The 16,545-nt window shown below is 57.7% G+C and carries 16 protein-coding genes; 9 read left to right on the plus strand and 7 right to left on the minus strand.

Annotated elements, in window-relative coordinates:
* Nucleotides 1-113 precede the first annotated feature (113 nt).
* From DY251_RS13550 to DY251_RS13580, 7 genes are all read left to right on the plus strand, one after another.
* On the plus strand, nucleotides 114-1,061 hold the full coding sequence (locus DY251_RS13550) for a sugar ABC transporter substrate-binding protein (protein ID WP_116624453.1): 948 nt from the start codon (nucleotides 114-116) through the stop codon (nucleotides 1,059-1,061).
* A gap of 84 nt (nucleotides 1,062-1,145) precedes the next feature.
* Nucleotides 1,146-2,648 (plus strand): sugar ABC transporter ATP-binding protein, encoded by a 1,503-nt coding sequence (locus tag DY251_RS13555; protein ID WP_116624454.1) that lies wholly within the window; start codon nucleotides 1,146-1,148, stop codon nucleotides 2,646-2,648.
* A complete protein-coding gene (locus DY251_RS13560; RefSeq protein ID WP_116624455.1) occupies nucleotides 2,648-3,667 on the plus strand; it encodes an ABC transporter permease in 1,020 nt (339 codons plus the stop codon). Before DY251_RS13555 ends, DY251_RS13560 begins: the two co-directional genes overlap by 1 nt.
* A 353-nt stretch (nucleotides 3,668-4,020) precedes the next feature.
* Nucleotides 4,021-4,908: a sugar phosphate isomerase/epimerase family protein gene (locus DY251_RS13565; protein ID WP_116624456.1), complete on the plus strand. Its 888-nt coding sequence runs from the start codon at nucleotides 4,021-4,023 to the stop codon at nucleotides 4,906-4,908.
* A 59-nt stretch (nucleotides 4,909-4,967) separates the two neighbouring features.
* Nucleotides 4,968-6,137 (plus strand): mandelate racemase/muconate lactonizing enzyme family protein, encoded by a 1,170-nt coding sequence (locus DY251_RS13570; protein ID WP_116624457.1) that lies wholly within the window; start codon nucleotides 4,968-4,970, stop codon nucleotides 6,135-6,137.
* Entirely contained in the window at nucleotides 6,134-6,853 is a 720-nt protein-coding gene (locus tag DY251_RS13575; RefSeq protein WP_116624458.1) for a FadR/GntR family transcriptional regulator, read from the plus strand. Before DY251_RS13570 ends, DY251_RS13575 begins: the two co-directional genes overlap by 4 nt.
* Before the next feature lie 4 nt (nucleotides 6,854-6,857).
* Complete coding sequence (locus tag DY251_RS13580; RefSeq protein ID WP_116624459.1) at nucleotides 6,858-7,835, plus strand: hydroxyacid dehydrogenase; 978 nt, start codon at nucleotides 6,858-6,860, stop codon at nucleotides 7,833-7,835.
* Here DY251_RS13580 and DY251_RS13585 read toward each other — a convergent pair whose 3' ends face one another.
* The 7 genes from DY251_RS13585 to DY251_RS13615 all read right to left on the minus strand — a co-directional run bounded on the left by DY251_RS13585 (nucleotide 7,836) and on the right by DY251_RS13615 (nucleotide 14,409).
* Nucleotides 7,836-8,915: an ABC transporter ATP-binding protein gene (locus DY251_RS13585; RefSeq protein ID WP_116624460.1), complete on the minus strand. Its 1,080-nt coding sequence runs from the start codon at nucleotides 8,913-8,915 to the stop codon at nucleotides 7,836-7,838.
* Nucleotides 8,916-8,939: 24 nt separating this feature from the next.
* Complete coding sequence (locus DY251_RS13590) at nucleotides 8,940-10,046, minus strand: ABC transporter ATP-binding protein (RefSeq protein ID WP_116624461.1); 1,107 nt, start codon at nucleotides 10,044-10,046, stop codon at nucleotides 8,940-8,942.
* A complete protein-coding gene (locus tag DY251_RS13595; protein WP_116624462.1) occupies nucleotides 10,043-10,267 on the minus strand; it encodes a hypothetical protein in 225 nt (74 codons plus the stop codon). Before DY251_RS13595 ends, DY251_RS13590 begins: the two co-directional genes overlap by 4 nt.
* On the minus strand, nucleotides 10,264-11,223 hold the full coding sequence (locus DY251_RS13600) for a carbohydrate ABC transporter permease (RefSeq protein WP_116624463.1): 960 nt from the start codon (nucleotides 11,221-11,223) through the stop codon (nucleotides 10,264-10,266). Before DY251_RS13600 ends, DY251_RS13595 begins: the two co-directional genes overlap by 4 nt.
* Before the next feature lies 1 nt (nucleotide 11,224).
* Entirely contained in the window at nucleotides 11,225-12,130 is a 906-nt protein-coding gene (locus DY251_RS13605) for a carbohydrate ABC transporter permease (RefSeq protein ID WP_116624464.1), read from the minus strand.
* Nucleotides 12,131-12,217: 87 nt separating this feature from the next.
* Nucleotides 12,218-13,528 carry an ABC transporter substrate-binding protein gene (locus tag DY251_RS13610; RefSeq protein WP_116624465.1) on the minus strand — a complete coding sequence of 437 codons (1,311 nt, stop codon included), beginning with the start codon at nucleotides 13,526-13,528 and terminating at the stop codon, nucleotides 12,218-12,220.
* A 245-nt stretch (nucleotides 13,529-13,773) separates the two neighbouring features.
* Entirely contained in the window at nucleotides 13,774-14,409 is a 636-nt protein-coding gene (locus DY251_RS13615) for a TetR/AcrR family transcriptional regulator (protein WP_116624466.1), read from the minus strand.
* Nucleotides 14,410-14,503: 94 nt separating this feature from the next.
* On the opposite strand from DY251_RS13615, the gene DY251_RS13620 reads away from it, so the two are divergent.
* Nucleotides 14,504-15,700: a Tm-1-like ATP-binding domain-containing protein gene (locus tag DY251_RS13620; protein WP_116624595.1), complete on the plus strand. Its 1,197-nt coding sequence runs from the start codon at nucleotides 14,504-14,506 to the stop codon at nucleotides 15,698-15,700.
* An 8-nt stretch (nucleotides 15,701-15,708) separates the two neighbouring features.
* Nucleotides 15,709-16,539: a phosphoenolpyruvate hydrolase family protein gene (locus DY251_RS13625; RefSeq protein ID WP_116624467.1), complete on the plus strand. Its 831-nt coding sequence runs from the start codon at nucleotides 15,709-15,711 to the stop codon at nucleotides 16,537-16,539.
* Nucleotides 16,540-16,545 lie beyond the last annotated feature (6 nt).

Consider the following 16,545-nt stretch of genomic DNA (forward strand, 5'->3'; position numbering starts at 1 on the left):
CCGTATTGACCCCAGCATGACTCGAAATCCATAATCAGAGGTGGCTCACTTCTCGATGGAAAACCCGGCTCACTTCTGAGTGGAAATCAACACTGAAGTCGCCACTTGCTGGCATGAGCCCCTTTTCGCGCCGCCAATTTCTGTCGGTCAGCGCTGCCGCAGCCGGTACGTTGTTGCTACCGTTTACGCCGTCCTTCGCGGCCGACAAACCAAAGGTCGGCCTCGTCATGAAGTCGCTCGCCAACGAGTTCTTCAAGCAGATGCAGGCTGGCGCAGAGGAATACGCCGCCAAGAACACCGACAAATTCTCTTTCGCGGCCGTTGGCATGAAGGATGAGCGCGATTTCGCCGCACAGGTTGACGCGGTCGAGAATTTCATCACGCAGCAATTCAACGTGATCGTGCTTGCGCCTGCGGATTCCAAAGCAATGGTCACTCCCGTTAAGAAGGCGCTGGACGCTGGCATCAAGGTCATCAATATCGACGTTGCCCTGGACGAGGAAGCCAAGAAACAGGCCGGCATCGACCTCGCTTTCTTCGGGCCTGACAATCGCGAAGGCGCGAAGATGGTTGGCGAGGCTCTGGCCAAGGAACTCGGCAAAGGCGGTAAGGTCGTCATCCTCGAAGGCAATCCGGAAGCCGACAACGCAAAGGAGCGCAAGAAAGGCTTCGATGACGCGGTCGCTTCCGGCGGGCTGACACTTCTCGACTCCAAGACGGCCCATTGGGAGACCGAGGAAGCCAACACGCTAATGACCAATTTCCTGACCCAATACCAGGACATTCAGGGTGTCATGGCGGCCAACGACTCAATGGCGCTCGGCGTGGTGAAAGCGCTCGACGCCGCCGGCAAGGCGGGTCAGATCAAGGTCGTCGGCTTTGACAATATCCCCGCCGTTCAGCCGCTGATCAAGGACGGCAAAATGCTTGCCACCATCGACCAGTTTGGCGCGCAGATGGCGGCCATGGGCATCGACTACGGCCTGAAGGAACTCGCGGGCGAGAAATATTCCGGTTGGGTCAAGACTGAAATCAAGATGATCACCGCCAAGGATCTCTGAACTTGGAACTGTGAGAGCCGGCGCTCGGCGCCGGCTTTCTGACGGCAATCCGTCCGGCAATCCATAATAGCGCGGGAATGTGGCATGGCGTCTGCCGGCATCGTCCTGAGACTCGAAAATGTCGGCAAGACCTTTCCCGGCGTTGTAGCTTTAAGCGGGATAACGCTCGATCTTCTTCGTGGCGAGACACATATCCTGCTTGGCGAAAACGGCGCGGGCAAATCTACGCTGATCAAGCTCCTGGCGGGCATCTATCAGCCAGATACCGGCGAGATCTTTTTCCAAGGCAAGCCCTATCGCCCCAAGAGCCCGCACGATGCCCAGGTGCAGGGCATCCGGATTGTGCACCAGGAACTCAATCTGCTCCCGTACCTGTCGATTGCAGAAAATCTGATGCTGGAGCATCTGCCGCGGCGCTTCGGTATTGTGGACCAGAAAGCGCTGAACGACCGCGCGGAAGCGTTGCTTGCGGAAGTCGGACTCGATGTCGATGCACGAACCAGGGTCGAAGAGCTTGGCGTCGCGCAGATGCAGTTGGTCGAGATCGCCAAGGCGCTGGGCTACGAGAGCACGCTGCTCGTGCTCGACGAGCCCACCGCGACACTGACGCCGCCAGAGATCGCGCGCCTCTTTTCGATCATCAAGCGGCTCAAGGCGCGCGGCGTCACAATCATCTACATCTCCCATCGCCTTCACGAGGTGTTCGAGATTGGCGACCGTGTTACCGTTCTTCGCAATGGCAGGCTGGTAGCGACGCAGCCGCTGGCTGGACACACAGTGCAGGATCTCGTGCGGATGATGATCGGGCGAGATATCACCGACGAATACGGCTTCGACGCGTCCATACCGCTTGGCGACGTGGCGCTGGACGTGAAAGGCCTTAAGCGCGGGCCGAACTTCGCGCCTGTCTCGTTCTCGGTGCGTCATGGCGAAATCCTCGGCGTCGCCGGGCTTGTCGGCTCCGGTCGCACAGAGGTCATGCGCGCCATCTTCGGCGCCGATCCGAAGTTTGCGGGCGAGATCGATATCAATGGCCACGCTGTCGCTATCAACTCGCCACGCGATGCGGTGCGCGACGGCATCGGTTTTCTGACGGAGGATCGCAAGAGCCAGGGCCTGCTGCTGGACATGCCGGTCGACCTCAACGTAACCATCTCCGACTTGAGGAAAATCTCCCATGTCGGGTTGCTCGACCGAGGTGAGGAGAAGGCCGCAGTAACCGAGTTGGTGCGCCAGCTTCACGTCAAGACATCCTCCATCGAAACGCCGGTGCGCAACCTTTCCGGCGGCAACCAGCAGAAGGTTGTGCTGGCGAAGTGGCTGTTCCGTGGTTCCTCCACGCTGCTACTGGACGAGCCGACGCGGGGTGTCGACGTGGGCGCGCGGCGCGAAATCTACCAGTTGCTGTGGATGCTCGCTGCCGAGCAGAAAGCTATCGTGATGGTCTCGTCCGACCTGTCAGAATTGATCGGCATGTGTCATCGCATCGTCGTGTTTTCCAACGGCGCGCTGGTGGGTGAGCTGCCACGGTCCGAATTCGACCAAGAGCGCATCCTGTCGCTCGCCTATCAGGAGCATGTCCGCTGATGTCAGACACGTCTTCGCCACCTCCCGCCCCTGCGCCGACGGGGTCAGACGACAAGGCGAAGCTGGCGCGTCTCCTGTTGCGCGACGCGGGCGTGTTTCTGGCGCTGCTTCTGATCACGTTGGTCTTCGCCTTCACCGCTCCTTATTTTGCGACGTCAGGCAACATCCTGAAAATCCTGGTGCAGATCGCGATCAATACCGTGCTGGCAGCGGGCATGACCTTCGTCATCCTCACCGGTGGTATTGATCTCTCAGTCGGTTCGGTCATGGCGCTGTGCACAGTGGTTGGCGCACTGATCATGACTTCGGGAATGGAGTCTTCCTTGTCCATTCCGCTCGCGGTTCTCGGTTGCGCCGCAACGGGAGCCGTTTGCGGTTTCGTGAACGGCAAGGTCTCGACCTACTGGAATGTGCCCTCCTTCATCGTCACGCTTGGCATGCTCAATATCGCGTCGGGCGCGGCGCGCGTTTTGAGTAACAATTCGACGATAACCGGCCTGCCGCAGGAATTCGTCGATTTCGGAAACCTGATCCTGGGCGGCATCATGCCGTCGATCTTCCTCGTCGCGCTGCTGGTCATCCTGATCGGCTGGTTCATCCTGCGGTTCACCGTGTTCGGCCGCATGATCTTCGCGGTCGGCGCGAATGACGAAGCCGTGCGCCTCTCGGGGCATAATCCCGACGCCTACAAGATTGCCGCCTTCACGATTTGCGGGCTCACCGCCGGCATAGCCGCAATCGTATATCTACTCAGGCTAAACATCGGCAGCCCGATCGCGGGCATTGGTTACGAACTTAACGCAATCGCCGCGGTCATCATCGGCGGCGCCAGCCTTAATGGCGGCAAAGGCTCTATCATCGGCACACTGGCCGGCGCGTGCATCCTGCAGGTGCTCGCCACGGGGCTGCAACTGCTCGGCGTCGGTGACAACTACAAACCCATCATCATCGGCGCCGTTATCATTCTTGCTGTAATCGTCGACACATACCGCGAGAAATTCCTGCGCCGCCTGCGCTAGACTTCCTCGGTTTCAGCGGCACAAGCTCTCGCGTCTAAGTCGGCGTTGCGTAGCCGGACACGGCCTCCCTATTCAGTTATCAAAACCTCTTTGGTCTTACCAGTCATCGATAATGGCGAAAGGTTAAATCACGCACCCGTTTTGATCTTCAAAAATCAAATAACATACTGAAATAATTATAATTTATGATTTTTCGACGAGTAATTCCTAACATGCTTGCAGCGAATTCTGAATTCCGTTAGAAATTCATAAGAGCCAAATTGGTCGAACCAGATTATCTCTGGCGATTGTTTGGGCGGAGATTGACGCGCTGCGTCAAAAAAACGAAGCCGGATTAGAGGAAAGGACGATCAATGCATCTTTCGACTCACAACTGGATGCGCGCCGAGCCACTGGATACGACGCTGCGCCGCATCAAGAAGTTCGGCTACGAAAGCATCGAGATTTCGGGCGAGCCGGAACAGTACAAGACCAAGGAAACGCGCGCCTCGTTGAAGGAACACGGCATTCGTTGCTGGGGTGCGGTGACGTTGATGCTTGGCGACCGAAACCTAGCGGCCAAGGATCAGGGACAGCGCGAACGGTCCGTCCAGTATGTGAAGGACGTTCTAACGATGATTTCGGAACTGGATGGCGAGATCATCACGCTTGTTCCAGCGACCGTTGGCAAAGTGGTTCCAGACGGAACCGAGGAAGAAGAATGGAAGTGGGTGGTAGACGCCACACGCGAATGCTTCACCCACGCGAAAAAAGTTGGTGTGAGGATTGCCATTGAGCCGCTGAACCGCTTCGAAACCTATCTTTTCAATCGCGGCGAACAGGCGCTGGCATTGGCGGATGCTGTAAGCCCCGAATGCGGCGTGTGTCTTGATGCGTATCATATCCACATGGAAGAGTTCGACGTCGAAGAAGCCATTCGCAAGGCAGGCAAGCGACTGTTTGACTTCCATGTCGCGGACAACAATCGTTTCGCTGCGGGCCTGGGTACGATCGACTGGAAGAAGATCATCGGGATTTTGAGAGATATTGGTTATGACGGCGCGCTGACGAACGAGTTTGTTGCGCCCGTCGATCGTACTCCCGCAAACCGCTATCCGGAAATGGTGGAGCGCAACCCGGTCGATATTTCGCCCGAACAGCTCAAATTCATTCAGGATCACGGCTCCAGCGTGCTTACCGAGAAGTTCTACACCGACCAGATGCGCATCACGGCGGAAACGATCCTGCCGCTGATCAAGTGAGCATTTAACGCTCCGCCGTTGTGACGGAGCGAGGCCGGTGAACTTTGGAGACCGATGGGATGCGGATTGCCAAACTGCAGGCGTGGTGGGTTCGCATACCCATCGAAACCAGTCGTCAGCACAAAAGCGACTTCGGTCAGCTGACGACCTTCGATGCCGCTATTTTGCGTATCGAAACGGACAACGGCATCGTTGGCTGGGGCGAAGGCAAAAACGCAGCGGGCAGCGCGGGAACCTATAGCGCACTCGTTCACATGCTGAATGACGAGGTCGGGCCAAAGCTCATCGGGCGGGACGCACGCGACATTTCCGGCATTTGGGAACTGCTCTACAACGGCGTGCGTCACCAGAAAGCGGCGACCGGTGGTCATGCCATGCCTGAACTCTCGCGGCGCGGCCTGAGCGTGGCCGCAATCAGCGCCGTTGATATAGCGCTTTGGGATATTGCCGGAAAATCGCTTGGCGTGCCGGTGTGGCAGTTGCTTGGCGGGCGCAAGGCAGACAGGCTGCCCGCCTATGCTTCGGGCGGCTGGGAAAGCGCCGACAAGATTGGCGGACAACTCCAATCCTATATCGACAAGGGCGGCTTTCGCACCGTGAAGATGCGCGTGGGCGCCATGGACGGCGCGGCGCACGTTTCCGCTGCACGCGTGCGGGCTGCGCGCAAGGCGCTTGGTCCTGACGTAGAAATCGCAGTCGATGCGCATGGCACCTATACGGTAGCTGAGGCAAAGCGCTTCGTCCGCATGATCGAAGACTGCGACCTTGCATGGTTCGAGGAGCCGGTGATCGCCGATGACAAGGTTGGTATGGCGGAGGTGCGCGCCTTCGGCTCGGTGCCAATCTCGGCCGGCGAAAGCGAGGCGACACGTTTCGCATTCCGCGATCTTGCGACATTGCGGGCAGCGGATATTTTCCAGCCGGACCCAGCCTTCTGCGGAGGCATAAGCGAAGCGATGAAGATCGCGGCACTGGCCAGCGCGTTTAATTTGCGGTTTGCGCCGCATCTTTGGGCCGGCGCGCCGTGCTTCTTCGCCGGTTTACACATATGCGCAGCAGCGCCATCCAGTTTCATTATCGAATATTCGCTTGGCGCCAACCCGATGATACACAACCTGATAAAGGAATCAGTGGACGCACAGAATGGCACGGTTGCAATTCCGGACGAACCCGGCTTGGGCTTTACCATTGATGAGGAATTTTTAGCGGCGCACATACACACCGGATGACAAAAGAAAAAAATCTTCTGGCCGACTTGGCAGCCTACCTGTTCTCCCACTCGGACAAGGAGAACGGCCGCACGCCATCAGAAAGAGAACTTGCAGACCATTTTACAGTGAGCCGCGGGCAGATCCGCGAGGCGCTCGCTATTTTGGAAGCCATGCGCATTGTGGAACGCAGGGCGAAATCCGGCATTTACCTGACGACGAGAGAGGCGAGCGTCGAGGCTTTGGCCTTGTTTGCCAAGGCGGGCGTACCTCTTGACCCGATCCAGATCTACGAGACGGTGGAACTGCGCAAGATTCATGAGATCAAGGCCGCTGAACTCGCATGCACTCGCGCAACGGAAGAGAATTTCGAACGGCTGCGCGAAATATTGCGCGAGTCGGAAAACTGTCTGGCACGCGGCGAGGGGCTGTCACGGCAGGACCGCGAGTTTCATCTGGAAATCGTTCGCGCCACGCAGAACAGCGTCTTTCATCGCGTTTGCAGTGTCTATTACGTGTTGGGCGAGCAGCGTCTGCCGATCTATTTCGATGATCCAGAGCGCGGGCGGCAATCGCATCGAGAGCATCTGCAGATATTCGGCGCGCTGTTGCGGCGGGATGGCAATCTCGCGCAGGCCTTGATGAGCGCGCACCTTCAGGGTGCGGAGAGCTATTGGAAGGGCCTGATTGCGAGCGGCAGGCCGGATTGGGCGCACCCGCAACTCGAAAGAAGCTGACAGCATGAGCGCCACGATCTATTCGACGCACAAGCTCCATCCGCGCGCCGAGGATATACTTCGCAGCGCAGGCAACCTCGTCATCGCGTCCGCGCTCATAGACGAAGTGCTGATCGAGGAAGGGCGCAAGGCCGACGTCATCATCGTGCGCGCTCCGTTACCCCCTGTACTGTTTGACGATGCGCCGAAGCTGCGCGCTGCAATCCGGCATGGCGCCGGGATAGACATGATCCCCTTTGAGGAAGCCACCCGCGCAGGCGTGCTAATCGCAAACGTGCCGGGCGCGAATGCGCGGACTGTTGCCGAGCACGTGCTGATGATGAGCATGATGCTGTTGCGGCGCTTCCGCATCGTGGATTCCGATCTGCGCAGCAAGGGCTGGCTGGCCGGTCGCGAGCACTCCAATGACGGCCACGACATTGGCGGGCGAACCTTGGGCATTGTGGGATTCGGCAATGTGGGCGCTGCGCTGGCCGAGATGGCGCGCAATGGCTTCGGCATGAATGTGATTGCACATAATCGCAGCCCAAAGCCTGCACCGGGTGTTGAGTTTCTAGCTCTGGATGAGCTGATTACGCGCGCCGATATTGTCGTGCTTTGCTGTCCGCTTACGCCAGAAACGCGAGGCCTGATCGACGCGCGGCGTATCGGCTTGATGAAACCCGGCGCACTGATTGTGAATGTTTCGCGCGGACCGGTAATCGTGGATGACGCCTTGCTCGCAGCGCTGCGCGAAGGGCGTATTGGAGGCGCGGCCCTGGACGTTTTTGCCGAGCAGCCATTGCCGCCGGAAAGTCCTTATTTCGGATTTCCAAATGTGATCATCACCCCACATATGGCAGGCATCACGGACGAGTCCATGATGCGCATGGGTGTGGGAGCGGCAGAAGAGGCCGTGAGCATTTTGCGGGGCGACCTGCCCCACAATTTACGCAACCCCGATGTTGTCGAGCACTATCGGCAGCGCTTCCCGCAGAAATAGCTATCCGGCGTGACGCAAGCTGACACCGCTGTTGCGGTCGAACAGTGCGACCTTGCGCGGGTTCCACGCAAAGCGAACATCCTGTTCGATCTCGACATCCGTCGAAGCCGGAACGGTGGCACGCAACATGGTGTCGTCGATCCGCAGAGTGACGATCTTCTCAACGCCATGATTTTCCACGTCATGCACCTTGGCCGCAACCGGCGCGCCAGATTCAAGAACCACATCTTCCGGGCGAATGCCGAATGTGAGCGGGCGATTGTCGGCCCCTGATGTGGCCAGCCCCTCATAGGGCAACTCGAAGGTCTTGGCTGAAATAACCGCCCGACCGCCCACCAGGGAACCCTTGATCAAATTCATGGGCGGTGAACCGACAAAGCTGGCAACGAAAGTATCGCGCGGATTGTCGTAGATTTCCTTCGGTGTTCCGGTCTGCACGAGATGGCCGTGATTGAGGACGCCAACGCGGTCGCCCATCGACATGGCCTCGATCTGGTCATGCGTCACGAACAGAAAAGTTGCGCCCAGGCGGCGTTGCAGATCTTTCAACTCCGTGCGCAGCGACTCGCGCAACTTGGCATCGAGCGCAGACAGCGGCTCATCCATCAGGAACACGCGCGGCTTGCGGACAATTGCACGGCCAATCGAAACGCGCTGCATTTCGCCACCGGAGAGACGGTCCGTCTTGCGCTCCAGCAAATGCTCGATGCGCAGCGTTTTGGCCGCCCGCCCAACGCGCTCCTTGATCTCATCATCCGGCACGCGGCGAATTTTCGACTTCAGCGGAAATTCCAGATTTTCGCGTACGGTATAGCGAGGGTATAGCGAATATTGCTGAAGCACGAGCGCGACATCGCGCTCTGCGGCACCCCAATCGCCCACATCGACGCCATCGATCAGAATCTGCCCGGAGGTCGGCTTTTCCAAGCCCGCAATCAGACGCAGCGTGGTTGTCTTGCCGGCACCTGTTTCGCCAAGCAGCACAAAAAACTGCCCGTCTTCAATTTCGAGATTGAGCTTCTTCAGCGCCGTATGGCCGCCGAACGTCTTGGTGATATTCCTGAGTTCGATATGTGCCATGTCAGTTCATCCGCGCCCTGAAAATCACAACCGTACGCCGAGACTGTTGCCGCTGGCTGTATCAAAGAAATGCGTCTGTTCCGGGTCGATCCGTGCGTAGACCTTGTCGCCGGTTCGCTCGACATAGCCGCTGCGGGTGCGCGCGCGCAAAAGCTGCTCTCCCACCTTCAGGTCCACAATGTCATATGACCCAAGCGGCTCTATGAGATGAATCTCCACCGGCAGGTAGCCCTTCTTCTCTTCGCGCGAAACAAGCACACCTTCCGGGCGAATACCGAGCGCAAGTTGCCCGCTGCGGCTCCGCGCTGCATCCAGTTGAGAGATGAGTGCAGACGGAAAGCCGAAATTCTGGCCGCCCCCAAGACCGACTTCCGCGCTATCCTTAGAGGATTTCACTTCGGCAGGCGCGATGTTCATGACCGGGCTGCCGACAAACTGCGCGACGAACAGGTTTGAAGGGCGCGCATAAACTTCGGTCGGGCTGCCGACCTGCTGCAAGCGTCCCTCATGCATGATGACGATGCGATCCGCGAGGCTCATCGCCTCGATCTGATCATGCGTCACGTAGATGGTCGTCGATCCCTGCTTGACGTGCAGACGCTTGATCTCCGCACGCATTTCCTCGCGAAGCTTGGCATCCAGCGCGCCGATTGGCTCGTCCATCAGCATGGCTTTGGGACGACGCACCAGTGCACGGCCGATTGCAACGCGCTGCATGTCGCCGCCGGAAAGCGCCGAGGGCCGCTTGTCCAACAGATCGTTGATACGCAGCACCTTCGCGATTTCACGCACGCGATTGTCGGTATCAGCCTTGCTCATGCGGGTAGCACGAAGCGGAAAGGCGATGTTCTCGAACACCGTCATGTGCGGGTAGAGCGAGAACGACTGGAACACCATCGCGATGTCACGGTCGGAGCATTTGAGGTTTTGAACCGGCTGACCGTCGATCAGAATATCGCCTCTATCGATGGTTTCGAGACCGGCAATGGCGCGAAGCGTCGTCGTCTTGCCGCAACCCGACTGGCCAAGCAAAACGATAAACTCACCATCCGCGATTTTCAGGTTCATGTCCTTGATGACCTGAACCGCGCCGAAAAACTTCTGGACGTCCCGGAGTTCGATGCTGGTCATTGAACCGCCTCCCCCGAATGGCCGGAGCCTTCGTCATCATCCGGTACGACAGCCGCCTTCTCGCCACCAAACCAGTTGGTCAACATGAAGGTGACAAGGCCGATAATGATGATAGTCAGGCCATAGCGATGCAGGAACAGGTTCCACGGTTGGCAGAGTGCGATGATGCCAAGCACCATCACGACCTCCGAAATGTTCTGAAGCTTGTCGGCACGGATCATTTGCGGATCGCTCCGAATGTAACGCCGCGCAGAAGATGGTTGCGCAACAGGAAGGTGAAGATTGCCACCGGCAACAGGAACAGCAGTGTACCTGCGGCGATGACTGTCCAGTCCGGCAGACCGGAGCCCACCTGGCTTGGGATGAAGGGTGGCGCGGTCTGTGCGCGACGGTTGGTCATGATAAGCGCGAACGCATACTCGTTCCATGCCGTGATGAAGCAGAACACTGCTGTGGCGGCGATTCCTGTTGCGGCCTCCGGCAGCACGACCTTGAAGAAGGCCTGCATGCGCGTGTAACCGTCAACGAGCGCGGCTTCCTCATATTCTTTCGGGATTTCATCCATAAAACCCTTCATCAGCCAGACCGAGAAGGACAGGTTGAAAGCCGTATAGAGAATGATGAGGCCAAGATGCGTATCGTTCAGCCCTACCGCGCGGTACATAAGGAACATGGGAATTGCGACGACGACAGGCGGCAGCATGCGCGTCGATAGAATGAAGAAGAGCAAATCGCCCTCCCCCTTAACCTTGAAGCGCGAGAAGCCATAGGCCGTCAGCGTGCCCATGCCCACCGCCAGAATGGTGGACACGATCGCAACGATCAGCGAGTTCATGAAGCGGCTGGGATAGCCCGACCATTGAACATTGCCCTTGCCATCGCGCACTACCTTTTCGCCGCCGTCGAACACCATGCGCTCCCACCACGGAGCAGCAGCATATTCTTCCGGCGTGGGCGGAGTGCGAAGTTGCGAGCGCTTGGTGAACAGCTTCACGAAAGGCGAAACTTCCGGCGTGAACACCACTGTCGGCGGGATCGTGGTGGACAGATTGCGCGGTTTGAAGGCCGTAGATGCAATCCAGTAGATCGGCGCGAGGAAGATCATGGTGACGATCAACACACCCACAATTGCGAGCCTGTTGAGCGAGCGTTCTGTAGAGGTGGTGACGGCAGCCATCTCAGCGTTCCTTCACCTTGTTCAGGTATTTGACATAGATATTGGTGATAGCCAGCACCATGAGCAGCACGATGTAAGCGAAGGCGCAGGACATGCCGGTCTGCCATTCCTGAAACGCCATTTTGTAAAGCCGGATGGAGATCAGCTCGGTCGTCGGCTGGCTTGTCAAAACATAGGCCAGATCGAATGTTTTGAACGCCTCCATCGTGCGGAAGATGATTGCAATCATCAGGATCGGCGCGACCAGCGGCAGCGTGATGCGAAAGAAGGTGTAGAACGGACCTGCCCGATCAATCGCCGCTGCCTCGTAGAGATGTTTCGGCACCGCTGAAAGGCCCGCGAGCGAAAGCAGCATCACGAAGGGCGACCACATCCAGATGTCAGTGATTGCAACCGCGTAGAGCGCCATCCGGGGATTGGCCAGCCATTCAAATGTACCCAATCCGAGCGCATAATTGATGATGCCGAAGGAAGGATCGTAGAGCAGCTTCCAGAACAGGCCGACCACCGCCATCGATAGCATCATGGGCAACAGCAAAAGCGTGGTGAGCAACCCCTTGAACGGAATTGTTCGGTTAAGCAGCATGGCAGTTCCGAAACCCACCAGCACCTGGCCGACAACTGAAACAATCACGTATTTCGCAGTGATCGCGAAATTGTTCCAGATGAATGGATCGTTCAGAAGCGCACGATAGTTCTGCAACCCGACAAAATTGGCAGGTGAATTTGTGGAAGCCCGAAAATCTGTAAACGAGTATCCCAGCGAGTAGATCAGGGGAAACACGTTAAAGACGATCAGAAAGACGATCGTCGGGACGATGAAGAGATTTCGGATTGCAATATCGCTCATGCCGCGAGCGGCGGCGCGCGATTTTGGGTCAAGCGACGTCATGACTGCCGTAGCCACTGCAAGTCTCCTCGGATGCGGCAATCGTAAGCCGGCAGTTAAGAAAAAGAAGGGGTCGGAAAGCCCGACCCCTCCCGCGAACTATAGCTACTTCAGACGGCCATACTTCTTGAACGTTTCCGTCCAGTCCTTTGCAAGGGCGTCAAGCGTTTCTTTCGAGGTGCCTTCGCCACCGACAATTGCCGGATAAACACGCTGGTTAAGCTGGGTAAGCAGCTCTGCGTATTCCGGAACAGCCCAGAAGTCTTTCACCTTGAACATGGTGTCGTAGAACGCCTTGTTGTAAGGCGTTGCCTTCTGGAAAGCTTCAGACTCCAGAACAGCCTTGTTGCAGGTATAGCCACCGAGCTCGGCCCAGCGCTTCTGCGTCTCGTCCTTGATGAACCATTTCAGGAACTTGAACGCCTCTTCCTTGTTCTCGGAATAGGACACAATCGAGATGCCCTGCCCGCCAAGCGCTGCGTACTGATCGCCGCCCGGACCTGCAGGATTTGCAAAGAACCCAGTATTCTTCGCATGTGGATTGGTCGATTCGTTGAGCAGTGCCGGGAAGAAGGCAAAGTAGTTCATGCTCATCGCCGCCAGACCTTCGGTGATGGCCTGGTTATCTTCAACGAAGAAGGTCTTGGCCCAGCCCGGAGGCGTGAACTTGTACAGTTCCTTATAGGCATCAAGCGCTGCAACGGCTTTATCTGAATTGATGTATCCTTCGACCTGATACGTCTCGGGATTGCCAAGATCGCCACCGTAGGAGAACAGCGCGTTCTCAAAACCCATCGCCATCGCGTCGTATGAGTTATCGGTGTAGATTGCTACGCCATAGCGCTTCTCATCCGGACGATGGAAAAATTCGGAAATGTCGCGCAGTTCTTTCCAGGTCTTGGGAGCGTCGAGTTCATAGCCGTACTTGGCTTTGAACGCTTCCTTCTCCTTGGGATCTTCGAACCAATCCTTACGATAGGACCAGCCAACCGCATCGCCTTCGGCTGGGATCGACCAATACTTGCCGCTATTGCCGGGGTATTCGGCATAGAACTTGACCGTGGCGGGCGCCATTGTTTCGAGAACCTTGTTCTCTTTCACGAAGTCGGTGAGATCGACATAGTGACCCGCTTCCGAAGCCGCACCGAGCCATTGCGAGTCACCCACGATAAGGTCGTAGGCGGAACCTTTGGCGTTAAATTCGGTGAATGCCTTTGTCTGGAAGTCCGACCACGGCGTTGTTTCCACCGTAACCTTTACGCCGGTTTCTTTTTCATACTCGTTGGCGAGTTCCTGAAGATAGTTTGCAGGATCCCACTCGGCCCAGAAAATAGTCAGTTCCTGCGCAAACACTGATGTCGTGCAGGCGAGCGATAGTCCGATGCCGGCCAGTATGCCGGTTAGTCTCTTGCGCATGATGGTTCCTCCCTTTCGCGCGCGCTGAGTTGCCGCCTCAAGCCGGCCTCTTCCGGTAGTGCGACAGCAATGCTGGAAACGCTTATCTTGCCTTAGGCCCTCCGCGGCCTCGATTCGCTGAACTCCTCAGATCGCGAACCGCCTTCTCATCAAACTGGTAGTACCAAATCCGACATGTCGTCAAGACGATTTCGAGAATTCACGCATACGCGCGATAATCTGGTCCAACCAGATAGTCATTAGGATTAGGTGTTTGCCTCCCCTTCTGCCGCTTGGATCAGGGCGGAAGCCGCCCAGCGGCTTACGGACAGTGCCTCCTGCACATCCAAGCCCCAAATATCCTTCAACACGACAAGCACCTCAACCCCAAACACCAGGGATAAGGCCTGTGCGAGTCGATCAAACCGACGCTTTGATAAGCGCCCGGACAAGGGAGCGATGGCCGAGCGCAAAAGATCAATTCTATGCCCACGCGTGAACTGCGGTTCCTCGCCCAACGTGCCGGCCTGACGTTTTGCCCACTGTTCCAAAGACAAGCGCAGTGCGGCTTTGAAAGTGGCCTCAAATTCATCGATTCGTGGCATGGACAGGTCGAGCAAATCCGCCATCCGCCGTTCCGCATTGGTCGAGCGCGACTTCCAGTCAAGGATAGGTCCAAGTCCCTCATCGACCACAGCCTGCACAAGAGCAGCTTGGCTGGGAAAATAGCGATAGGCCGTTGCTCGGGAAACGCCCGCCGCCTCCGCAACTTCGCTCACCGATGGGGTCTGCCCCTGTTGCATAAGTTGCATCGCGGTTTGCAGTATCAGTCGCCGCGTGCGGGCGCGCGGACCACGCGCAGCGGTGACTGTCATTTCACTTGATTGACGTGAGACTTCCATATCAATATGATACTCACGTCTCACAATTTTGCAATCGGCATTGTTGCGGAGACGGTTGCCGCCAGCGGAGCGCGAGCAACAGGGAGGACTGCCCATGAAACGCGTTTACGTGGTCGGCACGGCCGACACGAAGGGAGAAGAATTGGCGTGGCTGGCGCAGCGCATCGCCGACGCAGGCGTTCCTGTCATGCGCGTCGATGTGGGAACGCGAGCGCCAACCGTCGATGTCGATATTGCAGCTGACATCATTGCGTCTCACCATCCGAACGGCGCGGCAGCAGTGCTGGGCACGGATGACCGAGGCACAGCCGTTACAGCGATGGGCGCGGCGTTTTCGGCTTTCGTCGCGACGCGCAACGATATTGCCGGCATTGTGGGCATTGGCGGCGGCGGTGGAACGTCGATCATCACCGCCGGCATGCGTACGCTGCCGCTCGGCCTGCCGAAGCTGATGATCTCGACACTCGCATCCGGCGACGTCGCGCCTTATGTCGATGTTTCCGACATCATCATGATGCCGTCGGTGACGGATTTCGCAGGCCTGAATCGCCTGAGCAGAACCATATTGCACAACGCGGCGCAGGCTATTGCCGGCATGGCTCTAAGCCCTGCGACGGAAGAAGGCGGTAAGCCTGCAATCGGGCTAACCATGTTCGGCGTCACGACGCCATGTGTGATGGCCATCAGCGAGCAATTGCGCAACCGCTATGATTGCATGGTGTTCCACGCCACCGGCACTGGCGGGCGCTCCATGGAAAAGCTGGCCGATAGCGGGCTGCTGGCAGGCATCATCGACATCACGACGACTGAGGTTTGCGACCTGCTTATGGGCGGCGTGTTGCCCGCAACGGATGATCGCTTCGGCGCAGTTGCGCGCACCAAACTGCCTTACGTCGGATCGGTCGGTGCCCTGGACATGGTGAACTTCTGGGCACCGGAGACCATTCCAAATCGCTACAAGGGCCGGCTCTTCTACGAACATAACCCCAACGTCACGCTGATGCGCACGACGCCGGAGGAATGCGTTCGCATCGGCGAATGGATCGCGGAACGGCTGAACCGCTGTGAGGGCGAGGTCCGCTTTCTCATTCCCGAAAAGGGCATTTCGGCAATCGACATCGAGGGCGGTACCTTCTTCGATCATGGAGCGGACACGGCCCTTTTCAACACTATCGAATCTGCGCTGAAGCAGACAGCGCGGCGCAAGCTGATCCGCCTTCCGCTGCACATCAACGATCCTGAATTCGCCAGCGCGGCTGTCGCCGCATTCGAAGAAATCGCCAACCGCTGAGGCCAAAAATGCCCTCCATTCCGCGCAAGAAAATTCTTGAAAAGTTTAATGACATGGTTGCCCGACGCATCCCGGTTGTGGGTGGCGGCGCAGGCACCGGCCTGTCCGCGAAGGGCGAAGAAGCAGGCGGCATCGACCTGATTATCATCTACAATTCAGGCCGCTACCGCATGGCCGGACGCGGCTCTGCTGCAGGGCTTCTGGCCTATGGCAACGCCAATGAAATCGTCAAGGAAATGGCGGTTGAGGTGTTGCCGGTCGTGAAGCACACGCCCGTGCTTGCCGGCGTCAACGGCACAGACCCGTTTATCCTGATGCCCCGCTTTCTCGCGGAACTGAAGGATATGGGCTTCTCCGGCGTGCAGAACTTCCCCACCATCGGCCTGTTCGATGGTGTCATGCGCCAGAGCTTCGAGGAAACCGGCATGGGCTACGGCCTTGAGGTGGACATGATCTCGCAGGCTCACGCGCTGGACCTGCTCACCACGCCCTACGTGTTCAACCCGGATGAGGCGACTGCGATGACCAAGGCCGGGGCCGACATCATCGTCGCCCATATGGGCGTGACAACGGGCGGCTCAATTGGAGCAACCAGCGCCAAGACGCTGCAATCTTGCGTCGGTGAGATTGACGCAATTGCCGAGGCGGCGCGCAAGGTACGCAAGGATGTGATCGTGCTCTGCCATGGCGGACCGATCGCCATGCCGAACGATGCGGACTTCATCCTCAAGAACGCCAAGAACTGCCACGGTTTTTATGGCGCCAGTTCGATGGAGCGCCTGCCCGTCGAAACTGCACTCGCCGAACAGACCAGAAAATTCAAATCAATTCAGTTTTGAGCGGAG

Source organism: Mesorhizobium denitrificans (assembly GCF_003403035.1).
Taxonomy (GTDB): Bacteria; Pseudomonadota; Alphaproteobacteria; order Rhizobiales; family Rhizobiaceae; genus Mesorhizobium_G; species Mesorhizobium_G denitrificans.

Coding starts and splice junctions, on each gene's coding strand:
- DY251_RS13550 (WP_116624453.1), top strand. CDS start 114: ATGAGCCCCTTTTCGCGCCGCCAATTTCTGTCGGTCAGCGCTGCCGCA.
- DY251_RS13555 (WP_116624454.1), top strand. CDS start 1,146: ATGGCGTCTGCCGGCATCGTCCTGAGACTCGAAAATGTCGGCAAGACC.
- DY251_RS13560 (WP_116624455.1), top strand. CDS start 2,648: ATGTCAGACACGTCTTCGCCACCTCCCGCCCCTGCGCCGACGGGGTCA.
- DY251_RS13565 (WP_116624456.1), top strand. CDS start 4,021: ATGCATCTTTCGACTCACAACTGGATGCGCGCCGAGCCACTGGATACG.
- DY251_RS13570 (WP_116624457.1), top strand. CDS start 4,968: ATGCGGATTGCCAAACTGCAGGCGTGGTGGGTTCGCATACCCATCGAA.
- DY251_RS13575 (WP_116624458.1), top strand. CDS start 6,134: ATGACAAAAGAAAAAAATCTTCTGGCCGACTTGGCAGCCTACCTGTTC.
- DY251_RS13580 (WP_116624459.1), top strand. CDS start 6,858: ATGAGCGCCACGATCTATTCGACGCACAAGCTCCATCCGCGCGCCGAG.
- DY251_RS13585 (WP_116624460.1), bottom strand. CDS start 8,915: ATGGCACATATCGAACTCAGGAATATCACCAAGACGTTCGGCGGCCAT.
- DY251_RS13590 (WP_116624461.1), bottom strand. CDS start 10,046: ATGACCAGCATCGAACTCCGGGACGTCCAGAAGTTTTTCGGCGCGGTT.
- DY251_RS13595 (WP_116624462.1), bottom strand. CDS start 10,267: ATGATCCGTGCCGACAAGCTTCAGAACATTTCGGAGGTCGTGATGGTG.
- DY251_RS13600 (WP_116624463.1), bottom strand. CDS start 11,223: ATGGCTGCCGTCACCACCTCTACAGAACGCTCGCTCAACAGGCTCGCA.
- DY251_RS13610 (WP_116624465.1), bottom strand. CDS start 13,528: ATGCGCAAGAGACTAACCGGCATACTGGCCGGCATCGGACTATCGCTC.
- DY251_RS13615 (WP_116624466.1), bottom strand. CDS start 14,409: ATGGAAGTCTCACGTCAATCAAGTGAAATGACAGTCACCGCTGCGCGT.
- DY251_RS13620 (WP_116624595.1), top strand. CDS start 14,504: ATGAAACGCGTTTACGTGGTCGGCACGGCCGACACGAAGGGAGAAGAA.
- DY251_RS13625 (WP_116624467.1), top strand. CDS start 15,709: ATGCCCTCCATTCCGCGCAAGAAAATTCTTGAAAAGTTTAATGACATG.